Genomic DNA, 23,136 nt, shown 5'->3' on the forward strand with positions numbered 1-23,136 from the left:
GGGCCCGCGCGCGGGGCGCGGCGGCCGGCGGCTGCATGCCCGAACCGAGCAGCGCGCGGACATGGCGGTGCAGCACGTCGCGGTCGATCGGCGGCAGGCCGCCGCGCGCGCTTTGCCACAGTTTCGCGGTCGCGAGCGGCAGCATCACCAGCGCGATGATCGAGTGGAACAGGAACGCGGGTTCGAGCGCTGGGTTCAGCGTACCGGCCTGCTGCGCGCCGCGGATGCGTTCGGCGAAGCGTCCGACGTGTTCGAGCGGAATGCGGCGGACCATCCGCTCGCGCAGCAGCCCGCCTTCATGGATGATCTCGCGCAGCCAGATCGACGGCAGCCACGGCATGCGGTGCGTGACGTCGAAGAAGCGGTCGACGAGTTCGGCGACGAGCGCGAACGGGTCGTTTTCGATCTGCGGCTCGGTCGGTCGCCACACGAACGCGATGGCCTGCGCGAGCCGTTCCTCGACGATCGCGTCGAGCAACTGCTCGCGATTCGTGAAGTAGTAGTGAACCATCGCCGACGTGACGCCGGCGGCGGCGGCGATTTGTGCGACGGTCGTCGCGGCGATGCCGCGCTCGGCGAACAGCTGCATCGCGACGTCGAGCATGTGGTCGCGCAGGTCGAAATCGTCGACCGACGGGCGGCGCCCGCGCGGCCTGGCGACGGTGGATTTCGCGTTCATGAAATCGACGCTAATTGATGAGTTAGTTAATTTCAAGGAGGGGTTTTCGCTGCCATTGACCTGGATCAGGTGCGGCTCGAATCGCGGCGCGGACGGGCGTGGTGTCGCGACGGTCGTGCACCGCAACGCGGCGTTCGAATGAAGGAAGCGGCTACGGAACAAGCAACGCGCGCGAACGCAGCTGTCGCGCGCTCAGGCCGCGCGCCGGTTGCCCTTGACGATCCACTCGCTGAACGTCGGGTCTGCCAGCGCGCGACGCGGTGCGGCTGCCACCGGGGCCAACGAAGCTTCGTCGGAACGCCGAGGGGACTGTTCGATCGTTTCCCGCGGGCTGTGCCCGAATTCGGCCTTGAAAGACTGGCTGAAGTGCTTGTCGCTGGCGAATCCGTAGCGCCATGCGAGATCCGCGATGCGGGTTCGCGGGCGGGCCGGATCCGCGAGCATGTTCCGGATCCGCACGAGCCGGGTGCGCTGCACGAGCTTCATCACGCCGCCGTCCGGCTGGAACAGCCGGTACAGCTTCGGGCGCGACACGCCGATCGCCTTGCAGATCGCGTCCGGACACAGACCGGGGTCGGTCAGGTGTTGCTCGATGTAGCTTCGGGCGCGCTCCCGCAGCGCGGCGTAGCGTACGTCATCGTCGTGTCCTTACTCGGGCATCTTGCGGAACGCGATTGCGAAACGGTTCCACGAGTTGATCGTCGCGATCAGCATCGACAGGTCGAACAGTTCCTCGTCGGTGAAGTGCGGCTTCACGGCTTCCCAGACGGCGTCGGGCACGTGATTGCTGGCGACCAGCGTCAGCGCCTCGGTCCATTCCAGCGCTGCGCGTTCGCGCTCGGTGAAGAACGGCGTCTCGCGCCACGTGACGACGGTGGCCAGGCGGCGGTCGGTTTCGCCACCCTTGCGCGCGTCGGTCGTGTGCATGTCGACGCAGAACGCGCAGCCGTTGATCTGGGACGCACGCAGGCGGACGAGTTCGGCGAGCGGCTTCTCGATCGAGCACTTCGCGAGGAATTCCTCGGCGTTGCGCATCACCTTGATCGCATTCGGGCTGGCGGCATAGAAGTTCAGGCGCGGTTGCATGGCAGGTCCTTGTTCGGTGGGAGCGCACGGTGGCGCGACAGGACCCACTTTAAGATGCGTGCTGGCCTGCTTAAATCACCAATTTCCGGGAAATTCAGGTAACCAGTGCCGAGCCGGCGAGGTTGCCCGAACCCAGCACGTCGGCCAGCTTCGCGAGCGCCGTGTCGATGCGCAGCGCGTCGATCCCGCCATAGCCGAACAGCAGCCCCGCCCGGACCGGCACGCCGACGTGGAACGCCGAGATGCCGTACAGGCCGATGTCCTGCGCGCGGGCCGCGCGGACCAGCGCCGCTTCGTCGGGCCCCGGTTTCAGGTAGGCGGCGAGGTGGATGCCGGCCGTCGGCACGATCGCGTCGAACCACGGCGCGAGTTCGCCGCGCAGATGCGCGATCAGCATCTTGCGGCGCGCATCGTAGTGCTTCTGCACGCGCTTCAGGTGCCGTGCGAAATCGCCTTCGAGCATGAAGCGCGCAAGCGCCGCCTGCGTCAGCGTGCAGGTATGCCAGTCGACGATCTGCTTCGCCTTGGCCAGCGCGCCGCGCAGTGCGCGCGGCGGAATTGCGTAGCCGATTCGCAGTTCGGGAAAGATCGTCTTCGAGAACGTGCCGACATACGCGACGAGGCCCGTGCGGTCGAGGCTCTTCAGCGATTCCACCGGCCGGCCCTCGAAGCGGATCTCGCCGTCGTAATCGTCCTCGATGATCACCGCGCGGCGGCGCTGCGCCCATTCGAGCAGCGCGACGCGCCGGTCCAGCGTCATGGGCATCCCCAGCGGGAACTGATGCGACGGCGTCACGTAAACGAGGCGCGCGTCGTCGGGCAGCCGTTCCGTGACGAGGCCGTGCGCGTCGACCGGCACGCCGATCACCGTCGCGCCGAGCGACGCGAACGCGGCGCGCGCGGGCGGATAGCCGGGATCCTCTACCGCGACCACGTCACCGGGCCGCACGACGACACGGGCAATCAGGTCGAGCGCCTGTTGCGCGCCTTGCGTGACGAGCACGTCGTCCCAGCCGCACGCAACCGCGCGGCTGAACGCGACGTAGCGCGCGATCGCGCCGCGCAACTGCGGATCGCCGGCCGGGTCGTGGTACTGGGCGGGGCCGCGCATCTGCTGGCGCAGCGCGTGATGCAGGCAGCGCCGCCACGCGTCGAACGGGAACAGCGCCTTGTCGGTCACGCCGCCGCGGAAGTCGAAGCCGGGCGAATCCTGCGGCGTGGGCATCGCGAGCGCGTCGGGCAGCTCGTCCCACAGCGCGCGCGCATCGACCGCGTCGACGCGCGGCGTGTCCTCGACGAGCGACGGCGCCGACATGGCCGCGGCTTGCGGCACGCGCGCGAGGCCGTCGGCGACGAACGTGCCGTCGCCCGCGCGCGTATTCAGGTAGCCCTCCGCGACGAGACGCTCGAACGCGTCGAGCGTCGTCTTGCGCGAGACGCCGAGCTGTTTCGCGAGGTCGCGCGTCGACGGCAACCGTGCGCCGCCGGTGAGCCGCCCGTCGACGATCGCGGTGCGCAGTTGCCGGAAGATTTGCCCCGTCAGGTCGTGACGGCCTTCGATGCGGATGGCGATGTCCATCGCGGTGGTTACCTCGATTGCCGTGATTTCGTATGGTCCAGCATACCGGAAGTCGAACGCCGCAGCGGGGTGCGGGCTGCATGGCGGCTGGGCGGGACGCCTGTACGGGGCGCCCACGGGCAAAGAAGCAGGGGCGTCCGGCCGAACGACCGGGCGGCGCAACCTGGCGACCGGCATCCGCTGCCCGCGTCGCCGGATTGGACCTCGGCTGGCCGCTGCCTTACGATCCACGACAACCCCACACCGGAGCGAGCCCATGCTGTCCGAAGACGAACTTGCGCTGCTCGACGCGATCCGTGCCACCGGCAGCCTGTCGCGCGCGGCGGCGCGGCTCGGCAAGGCGCCGTCGACGGTGTCGCACGCGGCGCGCCAGCTCGAAACGCGCTTCGACGCGCTGCTGTTCGACCGGCGCGGCTACCGGCTGCAGCTCACGCCGGCCGGACAGTTGCTGACCGACGAGGCGGCACGGCTGGCGCTGGACGTCGCGCGGCTGACGCAGCGCGTGCGGCAGGTCGCGAGCGGCTGGGAAGACCGGCTGTGGATCGTCAGCGACGAGGTGCTGGAGTTCGACACGCTGCTGCCGGTCGTCCGCGCGTTCGATGCGCTCGACTCGGGCGTGTCGTTGCGTTTCACGCACGAAGTGCTCGGCGGCACCTGGGAAGCGCTGCGCGACGGCCGCGCGGACCTGGTGATCGGCGCGACCAACGAGCCGCCGGCGATCCCCGGCTTCAAGTGGTTCGAGCTGGGCGCGATGGAGTGGGTGTTCGCGGTGTCGCCACGCCATCCGCTGGCCGCCGCGAGCGGCGCGCTGACGCGGGACGCGATCGGCGCGCACCGCGCGGTCGTCGTCGCCGACTCGTCGCGGCGTGTGGCGGGCCGTGCGTATGGCCTGCTCGGCGGGCAAGCCGTGCTCGCGGTGCCGTCGATGCGCGCGAAGATCCTCGCGCAGCGCGACGGGCTCGGCGTCGGCTGGGTGCCGCGCCGGCGCGTGGCGTCGTTGCTCGCGCGTGGCGAACTCGTGGAAAAACCGACGGCCGATCCGCGCGAGCCGAACCTGCTGTATGTCGCGTGGCACGGCGACCGGGACGGCCGCGCGCTGCAATGGTGGCTCGAGCAATTGCGCGAACCGCGGCTCGCGCAGCGCCTGCTCGACGGCATCGACGTGGCGGGCTGACGCGGCGCGGAACGGCACGGGCCAATCGAACCGGCCCGCCCAAACACGTTCGACGATTTCGCACATGTTCGTCGCACACGTCGTACGGCAAGGCCGGGCGCCGCGCGCATCCTGTGTTCACGGTCAACTCACCGGTTCACAGGAGAACATCATGCAACGCTTCGAAGGAAAGACGGTCCTCGTCACGGGTGGTAACAGCGGCATCGGCCTGGCGGCCGCCAAGGCATTCGCGGCCGAAGGCGCGCGCGTCATCATCACCGGGCGCGATGCGCAGACGCTCGAGGCCGCGCGGCAAACGCTCGGCGCAGGTGCGCTCGCGATCCGCAACGAGGCCGGCAGCGTCGCGTCGGCCCGCGCGCTGGCCGATGCGGTCGCGTCGGCGGGGGCGCGGCTCGACGCCGTGTTCATCAACGCGGGCGTCGCGAAACTCGCCCCGTTCGCCGACAGCGACGAGGCCATGTGGGATCTCGTGTTCAACACCAATGTGAAGGGCGCGTATTTCCAGATCCAGTCGCTGGTGCCGCTGCTGAACCGCGGCGCATCGATCGTGATCAACGGCTCGATCAACGCGCACATCGGGATGCCCGGCTCGTCGGTGTACGCGGCCAGCAAGGCGGCCGTCAATTCGTTTGCGAAGACGCTGTCGGCGGAACTGCTGCCGAACGGCGTGCGCGTGAACGTCGTGAGCCCCGGGCCCGTGCAGACGCCGCTCTACGGCAAGCTCGGGCTCGATGCGGCCACGCTCGACGAAACGGCCGACAAGATCAAGGGCCTCGTGCCGGTCGGCCGTTTCGGTACGCCGGATGAAATCGCGTCGACGGTGCTGCACCTGAGCGCGCCGGAATCCGCGTTCATCGTCGGCGCGGAGATCATCGCGTCGGGCGGGATGGGGCTGCTCTGAGCGATGGGGCCCCGGCGGGGGCTGCAACCGATCGGCGTCATGCCGGGCGGACAGCCCTCGTCACATGCAGGGCCGATGGCCGTCCGCACAGCGCATCTATCGCGCCACACAGGCGCCATGCCTGTCGCCGCCGGCTTCGAGCTGCGTCACCGTGAGCCCGGAGAACGTCGCGCGGCCTTGCTCGGCAAACACAGCGACGCGATCCGCGTCGACTGGCGGGAAGATCAGGTCGGTGAGCGCCACGCGGCCGCCGTTCGCGAACACTTCGACCGAGCCGCGATCGACGACGATCTCGAGCCGCAACTGCCCATGATCGAGCGGCAGGTTCACGATGTGCTCGCGGCTGAACGTGTCGGCGAAACGGGTTTCGCCGGACATCGAACGATCGAGCGTCAGCGTGCGCTTCGCCGTGTCGTACACGATCCGGGTGCCGACCGAGCCATCCGCCGACCGCCGGACGATCAGGCCCGCACGTGCCGCGTGCTGCGGCGCGATCGTGACCGTGATGCGCTGGACGACGCCGCGCGTCGCGGCCGACAGCGCGCGTGTCGTGGAGTCGACCGTGAGGTCGCCTTCGTGTACGGCAGGTCTGCCGTCCGCCCATGCATCGAATGCGGCGGCCGGTGCGACGACGAGCGTCGGTTCGCCGTCGATCGTTTTCAGCGACAGTTCGCGCGGCAGGGTTGTCGCGCCGCGCCACGGCGTGGTCGGCACTTTCGCCGCGTAGTCCCAGTTGCTCATCCACGCGATCGCGACCGGCCGTGAGCCGGGCGCGCCCGAAAAGGTGCCGGCTGCGTAGAAGTCCGCGCCATGGTCGACCCAGCGGAATTGCGCGGGGTCGGAGCCGGCGGCTGCGACGCGATCCGGCGTAAACGTGCGGCCGTCGAAGTTGCCGACGAAGTACATGGCGCCGGAGCCGCCGGCGATCGACCACGGGTTGACATTGACGATCATGACCCACCGGGTGCGTGCGGGGTCGCCGTCGAGCGGCAGCGGCACGAGGTCGGGCATTTCCCACAGCGTGCCGTCGTGCGGCACGCCCGGCCGCGTGAAGTCGCTCAGGAAATTCCAGTGGATCAGGTCGTCGGAACGATAGAGCTTCACGACGTGCGCGTCGGCGACGATCGTCGTCATCAGCCAGTAGCCGCCCGGCGCATACCACGACACTTTCGGATCGCGAAATTGCTTCGATTCCGGATCGAGCGTCAGCACCGGATTGTGTGCGTACGGCTGCCAGGTCGTGCCTTGATCGAGGCTGTACGCGAGCGACTGCGCCTGGGTGCCCGACGCGTGGCCGGAGCCCGGTTTGTACACGCTCGTATAAAGCGCGACGAGCGGCGTTTGGCCCGGCTTGCCCAGGCCGGACGTATTGAGCGTGTCGGCGACGATCGAGCCGGAGAAAATTTCCTCCGTCGCGTTCGCGCGCATCGCGACCGGCTGCTCGCGCCAATGAACAAGATCGGTGCTCGTCGCATGGCCCCAGGACATGTTGCCCCATTCGTTGCCGAGCGGATTGTATTGATAGAACAGGTGATAGCGGCCGTTGTCGTAGACGAGCCCGTTCGGATCGTTCATCCAGTTGCGCTGCGGCGTGTAGTGAAGCGCGGGCCGCCATTGCGGCGTGTCGTTGCCGGCCGGTGCGTGGCAAGGTGCGGCGGCGACCTGGGTGCAGGCCACGCAGGCGAGTAGCAACCGGGCGAGCCGGACGGAAAAGCGGAAAGACGTCGATATCATGCGGGGGGCCGTACTCCGCCATGCAAAGCGGGAAAGGAGGGCGCATGCCGCTTTCAGCCGTGGCGTGCGCAATGGATGAAAAAAGAGGAGGCGCGCACGCGACACGCGCGATATGCGCCTCCCGAACCCCGGGCCTTTAACAGCGCTCGTTATTGTTGGTTATCCTGACTGCCCTGGCTGTTGCCGCCGTTGGAGCCGGCGCCGGTCGCGGGCAGGTTCGCCGGAATGTCGCCGTAGCCGCCGAGCCCGCCGCGTCCATAGGCGCGATCGACCGCCGTCGATGCTCCGTTGATGTTGACCTTCACCGTCGGCGCGAGCGTGCCGCCGCGACGCGCGCCGATCGCATCGATGAACGACTCGACGAGGCCGCCCGGCATCACGTAGTGCGAATACGACTGGAATTCGCGCGGGTTCTGGTTCGGATCCTGCGAATACGGCGCGCCGGCCGGCGCGGAGAAGTCGGTCGGGTTGCCGAGCACGAGGCCGCTGCCGCCGTTCAGCGGCAGGAAGTCGCTGCGGATGCCGTTGCCGACGAAGCCGTACACGCCGTCCGGACCGTCGACGCCGGCCGCCATCGTCGTGCGGTGGCTGATCGTGAACAGGTAGTACTTGCCGTCCTTCAGGTAGATCTGCGGGCGCTCGGTCTGGTCGTCGACGCAGTTCGCCGACAGGAGCGGCGGCAAGAACTTCCACTCGGTCAATTGCGGGTTCGTCGCGATCGCCAGGCCGACATTGGCCTTTTGATACACTGCGCCTGAATTCATCACCGCATTGAGATCTTCCTTGTACGGATCGTTCGGCGCGTAGCCGAGATCGGCTTGGGTGCAGGTGCGCGCGCCGCGCGGGCCGCCCGTGTTGCCCTCGAAGACCATGTAGGTCTTGCCCGGGTGCGCGGGATCGGTGAACACGAACGGATCGCGGAACGAGAAGTACGTGTTCTGCTGGCCGGTCTGGTAGTAGTTGCCGTCCGGTTGCAGCAGCGCCTTGTGATCGTCGAAGCCGCTGAACCACACGTGCTTGTCGTCGGCGTGGATGTGGCCGTCGGCACGCGTGATGATCGCCTGCGGCGGCGTGATGTCTGCGCCGCCGGGCGCCGAGCGGTTGAACGACGTCGCGGTGTAGTAGAGGCTGACGTTGTCGCCGTGCGTGAGGCGCGCCGAGCCGGACCATTCGGCGTTGTTGGTCATCGGCGCGGTGCCGAACACCTTGACACTGGCGCCGTCCGGGAACAGGTGGCCGCCCCAGGTCCAGCCGCCGTTTGCGGGGCGCTGCGACGCGGGGATGCCCGCGCGACGGTAGAAGAAGCCGATGCGCGCATGGACGTGACGGTCGTCAAACGTATAGCCCGCATGCGGATCGGCGGTGAGCGAGAAGATCACCTCCCAGCCCTTGTAGCTGAGCTGGTTCGCGCGCAGGTCGGCCAGCGGCCACGTGTCCCACACCCACACGTTCGAGTTGATCAGCGGGAAATCCTGCGGGATGTCCGGCATCGTCAGCGCTTGCGGTAGCGAGTTCTTGTCGGCGCCGGCGGTGTGCGACTGCGCGACGATCTGGCGGATGTCCGCCCGCGTCCAGCGCATCGTGAAGTTGCCTTCGGGATCGTAGGCCTGCTGCGTATGCGGCGTGGGCATGGGCGCGCCGGTGCCGCCGGACTGCGCATGCGCGACGGACGCGAAGGCGGCGAGTGCGCCGCCAGCGAGGAACAAACGTTGGGCCGCCGTCGGGCGGAAAAGGGGAAAGTATGTCATCTCGTCGTCGTTTCCAGGGAAAGTGAAAGTGAACGGCTGAGTGGGCATCGATGTCCAAACCGGTTTGGATGCTATTTCAAACCGGTTTGGACGTCAAAAGATAATTATTTGACGGTAATCACTACCGAGCGGAAACAATTGCCGACCATCGGCATGCCGCACGGCGCATCGAATGCGAGGAACACGGTGACGGTGAAGGTGAATCTGAAGGCGCTATCGGACGCGCTCGGGCTGTCGCGGACGACGGTCAGCCGCGCGCTGAACGGTTACGACGACGTCAGCGAGGCGACGCGCGAACGCGTGGCGCGGGCTGCCCGGGAAATGGGCTATGTGGCGGACCCGACCGCGCGCCGGCTCGCGACCGGGCGCGCGGACGTGATCGGGATCGTCTATCCGTTCGGTGCGGGCGATCTCGGCGATCCGCGCTTCGGCGAAGTCGTCGCGGGCATCACCGAGCGGCTCGCGGAACGCAATCTCGATTTCATCATCGCGTCGGCGCGACCGAACGCGGAACTGGACACCTATCGGCGCATCGTCGACGGCAAGCTCGTCGACGGCCTGATCGTCGCGCGCACGCTGGTCGACGATCCGCGCATCGCGTACCTGCAGGCGAGCGCGTTTCCGTACGTGGCCTACGGCCGGACGCAGGTAGCCGAGCCGTATGCGTGGTTCGATTTCGACAACGAGGCCGGCGCGCGGGACGCGGTGCGCCGCCTGACGGCGTTCGGGCATCGGCGCATTGCGATGATCAGCGCGCCGCTCGACCTGAATTTCGCCGCGCAGCGCCGGGCAGGCTATCTGTCGGCTCTGCACGAAGCCGGCATCGAGCCAGATCCGGCGCTGCTCGTCGAGTGCCCGTTTACGCACGACGGCGGGTTGCAGGCGGTGCGGGCGCTGCTGGCAGGTGCCGAGCGGCCGACGGCGCTGCTGGTCGACAACAATATCGTGGGCGGCGGCGCGTTTCGGGCGCTCATGGGCAGCGGGCTGCGGCTGGGCGAGGACATGTCGCTGATCGTCTACGACGGCGTGCCGCCGGACATCGCGCATCCGCATCGCGTGACGGCGGTCGTGCAGCCGACCGGTCATGCATCGGGGCGCTCGCTCGCGGAACTGATGCTGCGGCTGCTGGGGGATGGTGTTCGCGAGCAGCGGCTCGAAGCGCCGGTAATCGAGGCGGGCGACACGGACGGTCCGTTGCGCGGCCAGCCGGCGCGGTAAAGGCGAGGGGCGCGAGCGACCACGAACGCTCGCGGATCGCGCCTCGCCGCAAAGCCCACGACGACGGCAGGGGCGATTGCCCGTTTTCTAGACGACCGGTCTAATCAGGGGCTATCATCCGTCCTCGTGAATGCGGCGACGTCCGTGGCATATGCAACAAAGACGCGAAAATGCCATTTCGCGCTGCGATGCTGATGGTGCAGCGAGACGCCGTCGTTTTATTTTGAATTGTTCTAGACGACTGGTCTAATAGGTGCATGCCACATTCGGATACGCGGGTCGCACGTTGACGCGTCACAGCTGACTAACCGACAGGCGTGCCGCGCCGACCGGATTGTCCGGTTGGGCGGCCCCGTTCCCGTCCATTTTCGAAGGAGTGTCCGATCATGAAGATTCTGGTTGTCCTGACCTCGCACGACACGCTCGGCGACACTGGCAAGAAGACCGGCTTCTGGCTCGAGGAACTGGCCGCGCCGTACTACGCGTTCAAGGATGCGGGCGTCGAGCTGACGCTCGCGTCGCCGAAGGGCGGCCAGCCGCCGCTCGACCCGAAAAGCAACGATCCGGCCGCCCAGACCGACGCGACGCGCCGCTTCGAGGCCGATGCGGCGGCCAAGGCCGAGCTGGCTTCGACGCGCAAGCTGGCCGACGTGTCCGTGGACGACTACGACGCCGTGTTTTACCCGGGCGGCCATGGCCCGCTGTGGGATCTCGCCGAGGATCTGCATTCGATCGGCCTGATCGAGCGCGCGCTGGCGGCCGGCAAGCCGGTCGCGGCCGTGTGCCACGCGCCGGGCGTGCTGCGTCATGTGAAGAACCCGCAGACCGGCGAATCGGTCGTGCGCGGCAAGCGCGCGACGGGTTTCACCAACAGCGAGGAAGCGGCCGTCGAACTGACGGAAGTCGTGCCGTTCCTCGTCGAGGACATGCTGAAGACCAACGGCGCGCAATTCGAGCGCAGCGCCGACTGGGCGCCGCATGTCGTCACCGACGGGCTGCTGATCACGGGGCAGAACCCCGCATCGTCGGAGCCGGCCGCAGAAGCGCTGCTTGCGCAGCTCGGCCACCGCTAAGCCACTAAGCCGATGGCGCCGGCCGGGCCGGCGCCATCCCGTATCCGTCGCCGGGCGCTAGCCGGCCCGTCGACGGCCCGAATCGTTCCGTCGTGCGCATTGCGCGACGCGTTTCCAGTCGTTTTGCAGAACCAAGCAAAGGAGTCGTGGATGTCTGCCCTGTTCGAACCGTTCAAACTTAAGGATGTCACGCTGCGCAACCGCATCGCGGTGCCGCCGATGTGCCAGTACGTCGCCGAGGACGGCGTCGTCAACGATTGGCATCACGTGCATCTGGCCGGCATCGCGCGTGGCGGCGCGGGCCTCGTGATCGCCGAGGCGACGGCCGTGTCGCCGGAAGGGCGCATCACGCCGGGCTGCGCGGGGCTGTGGAACGATGCGCAGGCCGAAGCGTTCGCGCCGTCGGTCGCGGCGATCAAGGCGGCCGGCGCGGTGCCCGGCATCCAGATCGCGCACGCGGGCCGCAAGGCGAGCGCGAACCGCCCGTGGGAAGGCGACGACCATATCGCCGACGGCGATCCGCGCGGCTGGCAGACCATCGCACCGTCGGCCGTGCCGTTTGGCGCACACTTGCCGAAGACGCCGCGCGCGATGACGCGCGACGACATCGCACGCGTGCAGGCCGACTTCGTTGCGTCGGCGAAGCGCGCGCGCGACCTGGGCTTCGAATGGCTCGAACTGCACTTCGCGCACGGCTATCTCGGCCAGAGCTTCTTCTCGGTGCATGCGAACCAGCGTGACGACGAATACGGCGGTTCGGCCGAGAACCGCGGCCGCTTCCTCGTCGAAACGCTGGCGGCCGTCCGCAAGGTGTGGCCCGAGCATCTGCCGCTGACCGCACGTTTCGGCGTGATCGAATACGACGGCCGTGACGAAGAGACGCTCGCCGAGTCGATCGCGCTCACGCAGCGGCTGAAGCAGGAAGGGCTCGACATGCTGAGCGTGTCGGTCGGTTTCTCGACGCCGGACGCGCAGATTCCGTGGGGCCCGGCGTTCCTTGCGCCGATCGCCGAGCGCGTGCGCCGCGAGGCCGGGCTGCCGGTGTCGTCCGCGTGGGGGATCGACACGCCGCAACTGGCGAACCGCGTGGTGGCGGAAGAGCAGCTCGATCTCGTGATGGTCGGCCGCGCGCATCTGGCCGACCCGCACTGGCCGTACTACGCGGCCAAGCAGCTCGGCGTCGAGCGTCCGTCGTGGACGCTGCCCGCGCCGTACGCGCACTGGCTCGAGCGTTACCGGACCGCCGACAAGGTGGCCTGAACGGGTGTGTCGCCGGGGCGGCGTGCGCATCAGATGCGCCGCCGATCTGGCGCCGATGGATAGAATGGCGGTTCGCGCCGGCTGGTTGCCGGCGCGAACCGCCATTTTTTTCATTTCGACAGAGGTGCCATGGGCGCACATGTCCCGTCGTCTCACGATCCCGCCGCGCGGCCGCGCGCGCAGCAGATTTCCCGCGCCGTGCTGTATGCGGCGCTGCTGGTCATCGCGCTGTGGGTGATCCGCGATTTCATTCCCGCCATCGCCTGGGCCTGCGTGATCGCCATCGCGATGTGGCCGATGCTGAAGCGCTTCGAATCGCACCTACTGTTCCGCAACCGCCCGACGCTCATCGCGCTCGTCATCACGGCGGCGATCTCGTTGCTGGTCGTGCTGCCGGTGGCCGTCGCGGCGACCCAGGCGATCGGGCAGGCGCATGACCTGCGCGAGTGGCTGCGCACGATCCAGGACAACGGCATCCCGGTGCCGGACGTGGTCGGCCGGCTGCCTTACGGCGCGGCGCAGGTCACCGAGTGGTGGCAGGCCAATCTCGGCCATCCGCTGCATGCGGCCAGCGCGATGCACGGCGTCAACAGCGAGAAATTCATCGCGTTCGGCCGTCAGTTCGGCACGAAGCTTGCGCACGGGCTGCTCGAGTTCGGCTTCATGCTCGTCACGCTGTTCGTGATCCTGCGCGCCGGCCACAAGCTGTCGGGTGCCTTGCTGCAGGGCGCGCGGCGCGCGTTCGGGCGCAGCGGCGCGGAGCTGATCGAGCGGATGGTCGCGGCCGTGTTCGGCACGGTGACGGGGCTCGTCGTCGTCGGGCTCGGCGAGGGCGCGCTGCTCGGCATCGCGTATGCGCTGGCCGGCGTCCCGCATGCGGCGCTGCTCGGCCTCGTCACGGCGATCGCCGCGATGCTGCCGTTCTGCGCGCCGGTCGTGTTCTGCGGCGCGGCGCTGTGGCTGTTCGTCCAGGGGGCGACCATGTGGGCCATCGTGGTGGCCGTGCTCGGGTTCGTCGTCGTGTTCATCGCCGAGCACTTCGTGCGGCCCGTGCTGATCGGCAGCTCCGCGCGGCTGCCGTTCCTGCTCGTGCTGTTCGGCATCCTCGGCGGCGCCGAGACGTTCGGCCTGATCGGGCTGTTCGTCGGCCCCGCGCTGATGACGGTGCTGACGATGCTGTGGGCCGAATGGATTGCATGACGATGTGTGCCGGGGCGGCCGCATGACGCGGCGGCACGGATGCGCGATCAAGCGCGCATCGGCCGCCGCCACGGGCGACGATCCGGCTGGTGCCGAAGCCTGCATTGCAGCGATCCGGATAAAGTTCTCTACATTTCTTTTCGATCCGGACCCAAAGGTCTAGTAGCATGGCGCTTTCGATCACGCCGGCATGGCGCAGCAGATTTCACCAAGCATGCGATTGATTACGATGTCCCGTCCCGCAGCGACGCTGTCCCTGGCCGCCGGCTGCCTGATGTTGCACGGTTGCGCGTGGTTCGACTCGTGGCTGCCATTCTCGTACTCGCGCACGCCGCTCGCGCGGGCCGCGTCGCGGCATGGCGCGACGCGCGCCGATGTCGTCCGCGCCGGCGGCAATCCGCGCAGCGTCTGGATGGTCCGCAACGGCAGCGGCGTCTGCTACAACTACTTCATCGAGCACGGCAACGATCACCGCGAGTATTTCGTCGTGTTCGACCGGGCCGGCGTCGTCACGCAACACGGCTTCGATTCCTGCATGAACGCCGACCGCAAGGGCACGCTCGCGCCGGGCAAGGCCGCTTCGCGCTAGCGCGGCGGCCGTGCCCGACCGCCATTACGCGATCGTGTCGAGTACGCCGCCGTCCGCGCGCAGCGCGGCGCCCGTCGTCGCCGACGCCAGCGGCGAGCACACGTACACGACCAGGTTCGCGATTTCCTCGGGCAGCGCCGGTCGCTGGATGATCGACGTCGCGCGCTGCGTGCGCACGAACTCCACCGCGACGTCGTCGATGCTGCGGCCTGTTTCGTCGGCCTGCGCCTTCAGCATCGCGCGCACACCTTCCGACATCGTCGGCCCCGGCAGCACCGAATTGACCGTCACGTTCGTGCCGGCCGCGAGCTTCGCGAGGCCGCGTGCGATCGACAGCTGCGCGGTTTTCGTGAATCCGTAATGAATCATGTCGACCGGGATGTTCAGGCCCGATTCCGACGAAATGAACACGATCCGGCCGGCATTGCGTTCGATCATCCCCTTCAGGTAATGCCGCGCGAGGCGCACGCCGGACATCACATTGGTCTGGAAATAGTGGTCCCACTCGGCGTCGTCGATATCGAAGAACGCCTTCAGGCCGTAGATGCCCGCGTTGTTGACGAGGATGTCGGCCGCGGGCGTGTGCTGCGTGATGCGCGCGGCGCCGGCGGCATCGGACAGGTCGGCGGCGATGCCGTCGAAGCCCGCATCAGGGACGGCCGCGCGCAGGTGCGCGAGCGCGGACTGCACCGACGCGTCGCTGCGGCCGTTGACGACGACGCGCGCGCCGGCACGCGCCAGCCCTTCGGCAATCGCGAGCCCGATACCGGCGGTGGAAGCGGTGACTACAGCGGTCTTGCCTTTCAGATCGATCTGCATGAGCGTGGCTGGGGAAGAGTGAACGGGAGCCGCCGCGCGTGCCGCGGCGGACGGAATTCTAAGCTTAGGCAAATTCCGGTCAGTAGGCCATGCCGCGAGCGCGTCGGCGGCAGTCACGCGGAAATTCCGGGGGGCGAAGTGAAGTGCTGCCGTGTATTGCGGACGCGCGAGATCGCTGTCGGCTCGGCTCAACCGAGCGCGAGCGCGCGTGATTCACGCGCGGGGTACCCGATCGATGACGTATTCGCCGGCTGCGATAGCAGCCTGTCGATATCCGGCCCGCCAGGATCGGCGCAACAGCCGATCCTGGCGGATGTCGTGCATGCCGCCAGCATCTCTCGCGACCGTTGCCCGCAGAACGGGCGAACCTTCAACGACGGAACGCGAGCATCAGGAGCACGTGACGAACCAGTCCCACCAGTAGTATCCGAACAGCTCCTGGGTACTTCTTTCCAGCGTATAGAGCCCGAAGCAGGCGCCAAGCGTTTCTATCCCGCTTTCTCTTGCCTTGGCGCCGATGCTGACGAACGTTTGCGGTTTCGTCAGCGGCGGCAGGCCGTCGCGCGTTTCGGGGTTCAGTTGTACGGCATTCACATCAAGGAAGTCCTGCGAAAACTGGTTGAAGACTTGCTGGCCGAACAGGTGCGAAACCTGATAAATCAGCACCGAGTCTTCCGCGTTTTCATAGAGGGAAACGGCCCTGAGTGAAACCGTGTCGCCCGGATGCAGCGTCAGAACGGGGGCTGCCGGGTCATTTCCGATCGACGCGCCCCGCGCGCCGGTGTAAAGCAAGCGCACGGCGCGATGATCGATGGCGATCGGTAACTCGGGCTGCTTGCTCGGACGCGGGTACCTCTGCTTGATATATTCCGTGTCGATTACGGCCAGGACGTCGATTTGCTGCGCGGTCGTGTCGCGAGTGAGGCTTCCAAGATCGGCTGTCATGTGGGTGCTCCATTCTGGTTTTATCGCGGAAAAGGGGCGGCACCCTCTAGGGCGCCGCGCAAAACCTGCCGGCTTGAATCGCTCCCGTATGGCTTCGGAGCGAGTTGTCGGGGCGCTTGCCTCAAGCAGCGGAGGCTTGCCAGACCCAGAAGAAGTAGCCGAACAAGGCTTTCTTGTTTTGGCTGCGCGTATAAAGCGCAAAAGACGTTGCGAGGCGCTCGGATCCGGAGGATTTTGCGACGGATTCGAATGCCTGGAAGACCTGCGATTGCGCCGAGGTCGCGATGATGTCGGGCGTTTCGGCAGCACTCGCCGCGCCAGCCTGTTCGATGGTCACCGCGGCAAACGGACCGAACACCTGAGCGCCCGAGTATTGCTGGACGTGGTAAATCAGCGCGGCGTCTCCCGAATTGTCGGACAGCGACGTCCCCATCAGGGATACCTTGTCGCCAACATTCAATTTCAGGCTCAGATTACCGGTTCCTTCCGAACTGCTCACGCCGGGCGTGTGGCCGTTGAGCATGAACAACGCATTGCTGGCGATGCCAGTCGGGTTCTGCGCGTTCAGGCTCGGATTGGGATAGCTTCTCTTTATGTAATTCGTGTCGATAGCTGCAAGAATTTGAATGAATTGAGCGGATTTTTCCAGATTGATGCCATTCGGATCGACTTTCATTGGAGTGCCTCCGTGGTGGGCCAATTGCCCGTTCGGTGCGCGTGGCGCATCGGCGATGCGCTTCGCCAGTATTGTTCATTTATATTCGCTTTAATACCTGTCAGGTTTGATGGGGGATTTATTTTAATGTAGGTTGATTTTTGTGGTCGGGATGGGTGATATTGCCGTGTAATCGATTGTAATTGATTTTTATGGATTTTCCCGGTCGGTATTTCAGGTTGCTGCATGTGATGAAAAATGCTCGTCACCGCGTAATCGGTTGTAATTGATTTTGGCGCTCAAAGGGAATGATATTGATCTTGACGCGCTAATGACGCGTCGTCGGATTCAAATTCATAACGCTTAGTGAATGGAGATTAACCATGGCTACTGAAGTCACTCTTGCATCGAGCGCACAGGACATCAACATCATCGCGGTGATCGATACGGAATGGGTCAAGAAGACGTATCCGAACCCGAGCCAGGATCAGACCAAGCCGACCGGCATCGCCCACAATGGCCAGTTCCTGATTTGCACCGGCGCGCGTGGCATCAAGGGGCAGGGTACGGCCGACCTGGAAATCACCGCATACCCGGGTGACCGCGTCCAGTTTACCGGCGTGTCGATCTACGACAACTCCGACGATGCCGTGATCATCTACAACATCCCGCGCTATCAAGGCGATGAGGTATTCAATCCGTTCGTCTGCAACACGGTCGTCCGCAATGGCGCGGTGGAACCCAACCCGGATTCGGGGACCCGCAATGGCCTCCCGCCGCTGAAGAAACAACTCACGTTCGCGACTTTCGACTCGTCGGTCCGGAAAAGCGGCACGGAATATTTCGGCGTTTGCTTCGCTCTTTACAAGCTCGTCGGCGGGCAAAACCAGGAACTGTTCGGCTACTACTGGTGGGATCCGAAGATCGTCGTTCCGGCCTGACCCGCTTCTGTCGGCTTCAGCTCCCGAGCAGGCGCAAACGCGTGCAAGCAGGGGCAGGACGCGCGCCGTTTCAGCGTAAGCGGGACATCCTCCGCCGCTCGTGTCGGAAGTCGGCGGGGCAGGATCGTGCCCACGATCATTGTCGTGGGCACGACAATTCAGCCAGGCGCCGCGCCGCGCCGGGCGAGCGCGGTTGCACGGCGCCGCACAGTCTTGTACGGTGAGCGTTCGTCGTTCGAACCGGGAGCCCGCCGCGTGAGCCGTATTGCCAACCGATCCGCCGTACCGTCGCCGTTCTGGCGTGATGCCGCGTTGCCGTTCATCGAGGCGCGCACCGTCGACGACGGGCGCGCGATCTGCTACGCGAAGCACACGCACGACACGTTTTCGGTGGGCGCGATCGTCGGCGGCACCAGCACCTACCTGAACGGCGCGACGAACGAACACGTCGGGCGCGGCGTGCTGGTGATCATCGATCCGGAACAGGTGCATGCGTGCAATCCGTACGGCCCCGACGCGTGGGCATACCGGATGGTCTATGTCGACGTGCCGTGGCTCGCGCGGCTGCAGCACTCGCTCGGCCGAGATCCGAACAGCGATTTTCACGGCTTTTCGCCGAAGTTGACCGAGCGGCACGACCTGTTCGCGCAATTTGGCGGTTTCTACCGCACGCTCGTCGCGCCCGGCATCGATCCGCTCGGCAAGGAGAGCGCGGCGGTCGAGTTCTTCACGGCGCTGCACGGCGCGCTCGATCGCGAGCTGCCCGACCCGCGCGCCGGGGACGACAACGCGAGGCTCGCACGCGCGGCCGACTACATCGCCGCGCATTGCCGTGAGGGCGTCACGCTCGATGCGATCTGCGCGGCGGCCGATTTGTCGCCGTCGTACCTGATCCGCGCGTTCAACGCGCGCTACGGGATGACGCCGCATGCGTTCCTGATCGATCGCCGCGTGCAGTACGGCCGCACGGAGCTGCGCCGCGGCCGGCCGATCGCCGACGTCGCGCTCGACGCGGGCTTTGCCGACCAGGCGCATTTCCAGCGCGCGTTCCGGCGGATCGCGGCCGCGACACCCGGGCAATACCGCAGCGCGACGAACTGAACGGCGGGCCACGCCGGCCGCTGGCCGCCGCCCGTTCCCGACACGCCCTGCGTCAGATGTCGAGCAGATAAAGCGCGCTGCCGGCCAGCAGCAGCGCCATCAGCCGGTTGAACACGCGCATGCGCCGCGCGTTCGCGAGCCGGTGCTGCAGCGACGCGCCTGCATACCCCCAGCACGCGATCGACGCGAAGCAGATCACGAGATACAGCGCGGCGAACTGCCAGACCAGCGCGCGGTCGCCGTCGGCCGCATACGCGCCCATCGCGGCCACGCACGCGAGCCATGCCTTCGGATTCAGCCACTGCAGCGCCGCGCCGGACGCGGCCGACGGGCCGGCCACGTCCGGGTCGGCCGACAGCCGGCCGTCATCGAGCGCGAGTCGCAGCGCCATATACAGCAGGAACGCGATGCCCGACCACTGCGTGGCGGTCGTCAGCACGGGCCAGCGCGCGAGCGCCTCGTGCAGCCCGAGGCCGATCAGCAGGAACAGCGCGACGAAGCCGAGCGTCGCGCCGGCCGCGTAGCGCAGGCTCGCGCCGAGGCCGTGGCGCGCGCCCGCACTGAGCGCGACGATGTTGACGGGGCCGGGGGTGATCGACGAGGCGAGCGCGAACGCGGCCATCGAAACCAGCATGCTCATTGGATATCTCCATGCGAAAGATCGAAAGTCGCATCGAGACTACGGGAGCCGCACCGGCCCGTATTGAAGAAAACTCCCCTCGGCGGCGGCGCGCGGCCGCCGTCAGTGCAGGGCGCGCGGCGCGTGCGCCGGCCGGGTATCGCGCAGGTCGGCCGGGCGCAGCGGGCCGCCGGCACAGGGTTGCGTCGAGACCGAGAACCCGAACGTGTTGATGCCGCCAGAACATGCGACGAATACGCTGCCGCCGTGCATCTCGGCGACGGCCTTGACGATCGACAGCCCGAGCCCGTGGTTCTCCTTGCTGTTCGCACGGGCTTCCTCGAGCCGGTAGAAGCGCTCGAACACGTGCGAGCGCCGGACGGGGTCGATCGGCTCGCCGGGGTTCGCGACGGACATCTCGACGAGCGTGTCGCGCCGCACGATCGTCACGCTGACCGTCGCGCCCGGCGCCGAATGCTGGATCGCGTTGATCAGCAGGTTCGTCATCGCGCGGCGGAACAGCGACGGATCGACGGCCGCGCGCGCATCGCCGTGCAACTCGGCGCGCAACTGCGCCTCGTCGAGCGGGATTTCGAGGAAGTCGAGCATGCGCCGCACCTCGTCGGCGAGCGACACGTCCTTCAGGTCGGTCGCGCGTTCGCCGCGGTCGCTGCGCGACAGGAACAGCATGTCGTTGATGATCACGCGCAGCCGCTCGAATTCCTCGAGGTTCGACTGCAGCGTCTGCTGCATCCGCTCGACCGTGCGGTCGCGGCTGGTCAGCGCGACCTGGGTCTGGCCGATCAGGATGCTGATCGGCGTGCGCAGCTCGTGCGCAACGTCCGCGTTGAATGCTTCGAGCCGCGCGTAGGTTTGCTGGATTCGGTCGAGCGCACCGTTGAACGAGGTGGCGAGGTCGCGCAGCTCGGCCGGCAGCGCGTCGGTCTGCAGCCGCTGGCGGCGGTTCGCGAGGCTGATCGCCGAGGCGTCCTGCGACAGCCGGTCGAGCGGCGCGAGCCCGAAGCGGGCGACCGCGCGGCTCAGCAGCAGCGCAATGATCGTCGCGATCGTGATCAGCCCGGCGAGTGTCCAGCCGAAGCGGCGCAGCATCCGCTGCGTGCGCTCGCACGAACTGGCGACGATCAGCTTCAGCGTCGGCCGCTCGCCGGCACCGGCCACCGTGACGGTCTTCGTCATCACGTCGTAGGTGCTGTGATTCAGCGCGTAACGCTGGAATGCGCCGAACGGCGCGCCGACGGGCACGCCGTCGACGGGTGTGCCGAAGCGGAAGTCCGGATTCGGGCTGTCGACCTGGTAGCGCGTCGAGCCGTCGGGCGGTTCGAGGTCGGCAAGCTTTTCCTGCATGAGACGCCCGCGCTGGGGCGTGAGCGCATGCGACACGATCATCTCGGCGACCTTGGTGCGCGTGTCGAGCGTCGCGCGCAGTTCGGCGAACAACTGGCGTTTCATCATCACGAACAGCCCGCAGCCCACCAGCGTGAAGACGAGCAGCGACACGATGCCGAACATCGCCGACAGCCGCCGGACGATCGAGCGTTTCATGCGGGCCTCTCGCCGTCGCCGTCCTCGCGCGCTTCGAGCACGTAGCCCATGCCGCGGATCGTGTGCAGCAGCTTGTCCGCGAACGGGCCGTCAAGTTTCGCGCGCAGGCGCTTGATGGCCGTCTCGACGACGTTCGCGTTGCTGTCGAAGTTCACGTCCCACACGAGTTCGGCGATGGTCGTCTTCGACAGCACTTCGCCGCTGCGCCGCGCGAGCACGCCGAGCAGCTGGAATTCCTGCGCGGTCAGGTCGAGGCGCGTGCCGTCGCGGCTCGCGCGGCGGCCGATCAGGTCGACCCGCAGGTCGCCGATCGAGATCAGCGTCGATTCCTGCACGCGCGCGCGGCGCGTCAGTGCGCGCAGCCGTTCGATCAGTTCAAGAAACGAGAACGGTTTCGTCAGGTAGTCGTCGGCGCCGCCGCGCAGCCCGCGCACGCGGTCGTCGACGCGGTCGCGCGCGGTCAGCATGATGACGGGCGTCTGCTTCTGGGCGCGCAACGCGCGCAGCACGCCGAAGCCGTCGAGCTTCGGCAGCATCACGTCGAGCACGACCACGTCGTAGTCGAATTCGACGGCTTTCCATGCGCCGTCTTCGCCGTCGAACGCGGTGTCGACGACCCAGCCTTCTTCGGTCAGGCCGCTCTTCAGGTATTCGACGACTTTCGGTTCGTCTTCGACGATCAGGACTTTCATGTTCGAATCCGTTGTCCGGGTAATCCGGTTAAGGGCTCGGGTGCGCTGGTGCCGGAGCGGCCGGAGCCGCCGTGGCGACCTCGGCCGGCACGGGGCCGCCCGCAGCGTGGCCATCCCAGCCGCCGCCGAGCGCCTTCGCGAGAAACACGACGAGCGCCGCGCGCTGGCCCTGGATCTGCACGGCCTGCCGCTCGCTCGTCAGCAACTGCTGTTCGGCCGTCAGCACGTCGATGAACGGCGTCAGGCCGCCCGCGTAGCGATCCTGCGCGAGCGACACGAGCTTGCGTGCGTCGTCGACGGCGGCGGACGCCTGCTGCGCCGCCTCGGCGAGCACCGACAATCCCGTGACCGCATTCTGCACCTCCTGGAACGCGGTGAGCACGGTCTGCCGGTAGCTGGCCTGCGCGGCGACGTAGCCGGCCTGCGCGAAATCGACGCCGGCCTTCAGCTTGCCACCTTCGAACAGCGGCTGGCTGAGCGACCCGCCGACCGACCACAGCAACGCCGGCACGGTGAACAGGCCCGCGAAGCGCGTCGCGTCCCAGCCGATATCGGGCGACAGCATGATGCGCGGGAAATACGCGGCGCGCGCGACGCCGATCTGCGCATTCGCGGCGGCCATCGCGCGTTCGGCCGACGCGACATCGGGGCGCCGTTGCAGCACGTCGCTCGGCAGGCCGGTCGGCAGCGCCGGCGCGTTGATCGGCACGACGCGCGGCGCGATCGAGAAGGTGGGGGCCGGCGAGCCGACCAGCGTCGCGATCGCGGTTTCGACCTGCACGCGCTGCTGGAGCAGCAACTGCGCCTGCGTGCGCGTCGCGTCGAGCTGCGCGCGCTGTTGCAGCAGATCGAGGCCCGATACCGCGCCGAGGTCGTGGCGTGCGCTCACGTAGTCGAGCGCCTTTTGTTGCAGGTCGATCGAGCGCTTGACGACGTCGATCTCGGTATCGAATTCGCGCAGCGCGAAATAGCTCGACGCGAGATCGGCGGTCAGCACCAGGCGCGCGTTCGCGAAATCGTCGCGGGCCTGCTCGGTGGTCGCCTGCGCCGATTCGACGCTGCGCCGCACGCGACCGAACAGGTCGAGTTCGTAGCTGACGCTCGCGCCGACCTGGATGTCGTTCTGCACGGTCGACGTGCTTTGCGTCGCGTAGTTGGTTTGCGGCCGGTCGGACGAGATCTTGAAGCGCTGGCCGCTCGCGTTCAGGCCGACGGCCGGATACTGCGCCGACGCGACCGACGCGAGCGTCGCCTTCGCCTGGTCGTAGCGAGCAGCGACCGCCTTCAGGTTCTGGTTGTTGCGCAGCGCGTCGGCTTCCAGCGCATCGAGTTGCGGATCGCCGAACGCGGTCCACCATGCCGGGTCGAGCGGCGCGCGGGCCGGCGCGGCCGGATGCCAGTACGCATCGGCCGGATCGAGCCGCCACGCGGCAGGCGTGGCGACGTCGGGCCGCTTGTAATCGGGGCCGACCGTGCAGCCGGCGAGCGCGGCCGCGAGCGCAACGGCCGTGGCGACCGACGTGGCAGCGGCGGCGGGCCGCCGGCGGATGCGCATCGCGA

23 protein-coding genes are annotated in these 23,136 nt (G+C 67.4%); 10 read left to right on the forward strand and 13 right to left on the reverse strand.

Features of this window, described 5'->3' with window-relative positions; translation table 11 throughout:
- On the reverse strand, window positions 1–679 hold a 679-nt coding region (locus tag BDO18943_RS35640), incomplete at its 3' end, for a TetR/AcrR family transcriptional regulator (RefSeq protein ID WP_175025907.1).
- On the opposite strand from BDO18943_RS35640, the gene BDO18943_RS35645 reads away from it, so the two are divergent.
- Complete coding sequence (locus BDO18943_RS35645; RefSeq protein ID WP_175025908.1) at window positions 678–821, forward strand: hypothetical protein; 144 nt, start codon at window positions 678–680, stop codon at window positions 819–821. The two genes, BDO18943_RS35640 and BDO18943_RS35645, sit on opposite strands and share 2 nt — an antisense overlap.
- Before the next feature lie 50 nt (window positions 822–871).
- Here BDO18943_RS35645 and BDO18943_RS35650 read toward each other — a convergent pair whose 3' ends face one another.
- The 3 genes from BDO18943_RS35650 to pdxR all read right to left on the reverse strand — a co-directional run bounded on the left by BDO18943_RS35650 (window position 872) and on the right by pdxR (window position 3,344).
- Window positions 872–1,297, reverse strand: a complete 426-nt coding sequence (locus tag BDO18943_RS35650) for a helix-turn-helix domain-containing protein (protein WP_321534238.1) — start codon at window positions 1,295–1,297, stop codon at window positions 872–874.
- 30 nt (window positions 1,298–1,327) lie between these two features.
- Window positions 1,328–1,765, reverse strand: coding sequence for a carboxymuconolactone decarboxylase family protein (locus BDO18943_RS35655; protein ID WP_175025910.1), 438 nt, complete (start codon window positions 1,763–1,765; stop codon window positions 1,328–1,330).
- A gap of 94 nt (window positions 1,766–1,859) precedes the next feature.
- Window positions 1,860–3,344 carry a MocR-like pyridoxine biosynthesis transcription factor PdxR gene (gene pdxR / locus BDO18943_RS35660; protein WP_175025911.1) on the reverse strand — a complete coding sequence of 495 codons (1,485 nt, stop codon included), beginning with the start codon at window positions 3,342–3,344 and terminating at the stop codon, window positions 1,860–1,862.
- Window positions 3,345–3,600: 256 nt separating this feature from the next.
- Here pdxR and BDO18943_RS35665 point away from each other — a divergent pair, with 256 nt between their 5' ends.
- Together BDO18943_RS35665 and BDO18943_RS35670 are read left to right on the forward strand one after the other, a co-directional pair.
- Window positions 3,601–4,518, forward strand: a complete 918-nt coding sequence (locus tag BDO18943_RS35665; protein ID WP_175025912.1) for a LysR family transcriptional regulator — start codon at window positions 3,601–3,603, stop codon at window positions 4,516–4,518.
- Window positions 4,519–4,669: 151 nt separating this feature from the next.
- On the forward strand, window positions 4,670–5,419 hold the full coding sequence (locus tag BDO18943_RS35670; protein WP_175025913.1) for an SDR family oxidoreductase: 750 nt from the start codon (window positions 4,670–4,672) through the stop codon (window positions 5,417–5,419).
- A 96-nt stretch (window positions 5,420–5,515) separates the two neighbouring features.
- On the opposite strand, the gene BDO18943_RS35675 is transcribed toward BDO18943_RS35670, so the two are convergent.
- Both BDO18943_RS35675 and BDO18943_RS35680 read right to left on the reverse strand, forming a co-directional pair.
- Window positions 5,516–7,153 carry a glycoside hydrolase family 32 protein gene (locus tag BDO18943_RS35675; protein ID WP_175025914.1) on the reverse strand — a complete coding sequence of 546 codons (1,638 nt, stop codon included), beginning with the start codon at window positions 7,151–7,153 and terminating at the stop codon, window positions 5,516–5,518.
- Window positions 7,154–7,302: 149 nt separating this feature from the next.
- Window positions 7,303–8,901, reverse strand: coding sequence for a glycoside hydrolase family 68 protein (locus BDO18943_RS35680; RefSeq protein ID WP_175025915.1), 1,599 nt, complete (start codon window positions 8,899–8,901; stop codon window positions 7,303–7,305).
- A 153-nt stretch (window positions 8,902–9,054) separates the two neighbouring features.
- Between BDO18943_RS35680 and BDO18943_RS35685 the strand changes: the two genes are divergently transcribed.
- From BDO18943_RS35685 to BDO18943_RS35705, 5 genes are all read left to right on the forward strand, one after another.
- On the forward strand, window positions 9,055–10,119 hold the full coding sequence (locus BDO18943_RS35685) for a substrate-binding domain-containing protein (protein ID WP_175025938.1): 1,065 nt from the start codon (window positions 9,055–9,057) through the stop codon (window positions 10,117–10,119).
- Between the two features lie 386 nt (window positions 10,120–10,505).
- Window positions 10,506–11,192: a type 1 glutamine amidotransferase domain-containing protein gene (locus tag BDO18943_RS35690; RefSeq protein WP_043183571.1), complete on the forward strand. Its 687-nt coding sequence runs from the start codon at window positions 10,506–10,508 to the stop codon at window positions 11,190–11,192.
- Between the two features lie 150 nt (window positions 11,193–11,342).
- A complete protein-coding gene (locus tag BDO18943_RS35695; RefSeq protein ID WP_011355338.1) occupies window positions 11,343–12,452 on the forward strand; it encodes an NADH:flavin oxidoreductase/NADH oxidase in 1,110 nt (369 codons plus the stop codon).
- 129 nt (window positions 12,453–12,581) lie between these two features.
- Window positions 12,582–13,652: an AI-2E family transporter gene (locus tag BDO18943_RS35700; RefSeq protein ID WP_175025916.1), complete on the forward strand. Its 1,071-nt coding sequence runs from the start codon at window positions 12,582–12,584 to the stop codon at window positions 13,650–13,652.
- Between the two features lie 214 nt (window positions 13,653–13,866).
- Complete coding sequence (locus BDO18943_RS35705) at window positions 13,867–14,241, forward strand: hypothetical protein (protein ID WP_089453060.1); 375 nt, start codon at window positions 13,867–13,869, stop codon at window positions 14,239–14,241.
- A gap of 24 nt (window positions 14,242–14,265) precedes the next feature.
- Here BDO18943_RS35705 and BDO18943_RS35710 read toward each other — a convergent pair whose 3' ends face one another.
- The 3 genes from BDO18943_RS35710 to BDO18943_RS35720 all read right to left on the reverse strand — a co-directional run bounded on the left by BDO18943_RS35710 (window position 14,266) and on the right by BDO18943_RS35720 (window position 16,681).
- On the reverse strand, window positions 14,266–15,060 hold the full coding sequence (locus BDO18943_RS35710) for an SDR family NAD(P)-dependent oxidoreductase (protein WP_175025917.1): 795 nt from the start codon (window positions 15,058–15,060) through the stop codon (window positions 14,266–14,268).
- Window positions 15,061–15,450: 390 nt separating this feature from the next.
- On the reverse strand, window positions 15,451–16,005 hold the full coding sequence (locus BDO18943_RS35715; protein ID WP_175025918.1) for an inclusion body family protein: 555 nt from the start codon (window positions 16,003–16,005) through the stop codon (window positions 15,451–15,453).
- Between the two features lie 121 nt (window positions 16,006–16,126).
- The gene (locus tag BDO18943_RS35720) at window positions 16,127–16,681 is read right to left on the reverse strand and encodes an AidA/PixA family protein (protein ID WP_175025919.1); all 555 of its coding nucleotides are present in this window, start codon (window positions 16,679–16,681) and stop codon (window positions 16,127–16,129) included.
- 362 nt (window positions 16,682–17,043) lie between these two features.
- On the opposite strand from BDO18943_RS35720, the gene BDO18943_RS35725 reads away from it, so the two are divergent.
- Together BDO18943_RS35725 and BDO18943_RS35730 are read left to right on the forward strand one after the other, a co-directional pair.
- Window positions 17,044–17,601 carry an inclusion body family protein gene (locus BDO18943_RS35725; RefSeq protein ID WP_175025920.1) on the forward strand — a complete coding sequence of 186 codons (558 nt, stop codon included), beginning with the start codon at window positions 17,044–17,046 and terminating at the stop codon, window positions 17,599–17,601.
- Between the two features lie 255 nt (window positions 17,602–17,856).
- On the forward strand, window positions 17,857–18,702 hold the full coding sequence (locus tag BDO18943_RS35730; protein WP_175025921.1) for an AraC family transcriptional regulator: 846 nt from the start codon (window positions 17,857–17,859) through the stop codon (window positions 18,700–18,702).
- Between the two features lie 52 nt (window positions 18,703–18,754).
- Here BDO18943_RS35730 and BDO18943_RS35735 read toward each other — a convergent pair whose 3' ends face one another.
- The 4 genes from BDO18943_RS35735 to BDO18943_RS35750 form a co-directional block, all read right to left on the reverse strand.
- A complete protein-coding gene (locus tag BDO18943_RS35735) occupies window positions 18,755–19,342 on the reverse strand; it encodes a LysE family translocator (RefSeq protein WP_043183583.1) in 588 nt (195 codons plus the stop codon).
- A 102-nt stretch (window positions 19,343–19,444) separates the two neighbouring features.
- Window positions 19,445–20,884 (reverse strand): heavy metal sensor histidine kinase, encoded by a 1,440-nt coding sequence (locus BDO18943_RS35740; protein WP_175025922.1) that lies wholly within the window; start codon window positions 20,882–20,884, stop codon window positions 19,445–19,447.
- Window positions 20,881–21,576, reverse strand: coding sequence for a heavy metal response regulator transcription factor (locus tag BDO18943_RS35745; RefSeq protein WP_175025923.1), 696 nt, complete (start codon window positions 21,574–21,576; stop codon window positions 20,881–20,883). The genes BDO18943_RS35740 and BDO18943_RS35745 overlap by 4 nt, the downstream gene beginning before the upstream one ends.
- A 28-nt stretch (window positions 21,577–21,604) precedes the next feature.
- Window positions 21,605–23,131 carry an efflux transporter outer membrane subunit gene (locus tag BDO18943_RS35750; RefSeq protein ID WP_175025939.1) on the reverse strand — a complete coding sequence of 509 codons (1,527 nt, stop codon included), beginning with the start codon at window positions 23,129–23,131 and terminating at the stop codon, window positions 21,605–21,607.
- Window positions 23,132–23,136 lie beyond the last annotated feature (5 nt).

This window comes from Burkholderia aenigmatica, assembly GCF_902499175.1.
GTDB lineage: Bacteria > Pseudomonadota > Gammaproteobacteria > Burkholderiales > Burkholderiaceae > Burkholderia > Burkholderia aenigmatica.